Genomic DNA, 1,926 nt, shown 5'->3' on the forward strand with positions numbered 1-1,926 from the left:
CCCTCGGCGCCAGCAAGTACCTCCAGCAGCAGGGTCGCGATGCGCTGCAGCTCGCCAGCGTCGGCAGCACGCCGCTGATGAAGTTTCTCCACCCGGAAATCTTGACCGTCGATCCGGGCTATGCCGAGTCCGGACGCCGGGCCGCCCGGCAGTTGATCGAGCAGATCGCCGGCAGCGTCGATCCCCGCCAGATCGTGATTCCCGCCGCCCTCAATTAATCTCGCTCGGGCGATTTATGTGATCGTCGCCGGGTTTCGGGAACGTTCCCATTTTGCAAATTAAGCGGAACGGTTAGGATGCCCTCAAGGTAAAAACGGCATCTCTCCCCTCTGTTTTTGAGGCTTCATCATGAGCAAAGTAAACCAGCAGGACATCGATAAACTGATCGAACTGGTGGGCGGGCGCGGTAACATCGCCACCGTCAGCCACTGTATTACCCGTTTGCGCTTTGTGCTGAACGACCCGGCCATCGCCAGACCAAAAGAGATTGAGCAGCTGCGCATGGTGAAGGGATGCTTCACTAACGCCGGCCAGTTCCAAGTGGTCATCGGCACCGAGGTGGGCGATTACTACAAGGCCCTGCTGGCGACCACCGGCCAGACCTCCGCCGACAAAGAGCAGGTCAAGCAGGCCGCGCGGCAAAATATGAAGTGGCATGAACAATTAATCTCGCACTTCGCCGAGATCTTCTTTCCCCTGCTGCCGGCCCTGATCAGCGGCGGTCTGATCCTCGGTTTCCGCAACGTTATCGGCGACCTGCCCATGAGCAATGGCCAGACGCTGGCCCAGATGTATCCATCGCTGAAAACCATCTATGACTTCCTGTGGCTGATTGGCGAGGCGATCTTCTTCTATCTGCCGGTGGGGATCTGCTGGTCAGCGGTGAAGAAGATGGGCGGCACGCCGATCCTCGGGATCGTCCTTGGCGTCACCCTCGTCTCCCCGCAGCTGATGAACGCCTATCTCCTCGGCCAGCAGGTGCCGGAGGTGTGGAACTTCGGCCTGTTTACCATTGCCAAAGTCGGCTACCAGGCGCAGGTGATCCCGGCCCTGCTGGCTGGCCTGGCCTTAGGCTTTATCGAGACGCGCCTCAAGCGCATTGTGCCTGACTACCTCTACCTGGTGATTGTCCCGGTCTGCTCGCTGATCCTCGCGGTGTTCCTCGCACACGCCATTATCGGTCCGTTCGGCCGCCTGATCGGCGACGGCGTGGCCTTCGCGGTACGCCATCTGTTAACCGGCAGCTTCGCGCCGATCGGCGCCGCGCTGTTCGGCTTCCTCTACGCGCCGCTGGTGATTACCGGTGTCCACCAGACCACCCTCGCTATCGATATGCAGATGATCCAGAGCATGGGCGGCACCCCGGTGTGGCCGCTGATTGCGCTGTCGAATATTGCCCAGGCGTCGGCGGTGGTCGGCATCATCATCGCCAGCCGCAAGCAGAATGAACGTGAAATCTCGGTACCGGCGGCGATCTCCGCCTATCTCGGGGTCACCGAGCCAGCGATGTACGGTATCAACCTGAAATACCGCTTCCCGATGCTGTGCGCAATGATTGGCTCTGGCCTCGCCGGCCTGCTGTGCGGCCTGAACGGCGTGCTGGCGAACGGCATCGGCGTCGGCGGCCTGCCGGGGATCCTCTCCATCCAGCCTACCTACTGGCAGGTGTACGCCATGGCGATGGCTATCGCGGTGGTGGTGCCGATTATCCTCACCAGCGTGGTGTATCAGCGCAAGTACCGTCAGGGCACCTTGCAGATTGTCTAACTTCTTCTTTCGGGGCGCCTTTGGCGCCCCTCGTTGCAGCAGGAAAGTACTATGAATCATCTCCCCCACTGGTGGCAAAACGGCGTTATTTATCAAATCTATCCGAAGAGTTTTCAGGATACCACCGGCAGCGGTACCGGCGACCTGCGCGGCGTCACC

2 protein-coding genes and 1 pseudogene are annotated in these 1,926 nt (G+C 60.4%); all 3 read left to right on the plus strand.

Features of this window, described 5'->3' with window-relative positions:
- Positions 1–218, plus strand: a pseudogene (treR, locus tag KHQ28_RS28760) (trehalose operon repressor); the annotation flags it as partial.
- A gap of 130 nt (positions 219–348) precedes the next feature.
- Positions 349–1,767: a PTS trehalose transporter subunit IIBC gene (gene treB / locus KHQ28_RS28765; protein WP_004177659.1), complete on the plus strand. Its 1,419-nt coding sequence runs from the start codon at positions 349–351 to the stop codon at positions 1,765–1,767.
- A 51-nt stretch (positions 1,768–1,818) separates the two neighbouring features.
- On the plus strand, positions 1,819–1,926 hold a 108-nt coding region (locus KHQ28_RS29420), incomplete at its 3' end, for a hypothetical protein (protein ID WP_228298315.1).

The organism is Klebsiella sp. 28 (genome assembly GCF_018223905.1).
In the GTDB taxonomy this organism is placed as follows: domain Bacteria; phylum Pseudomonadota; class Gammaproteobacteria; order Enterobacterales; family Enterobacteriaceae; genus Klebsiella; species Klebsiella pneumoniae.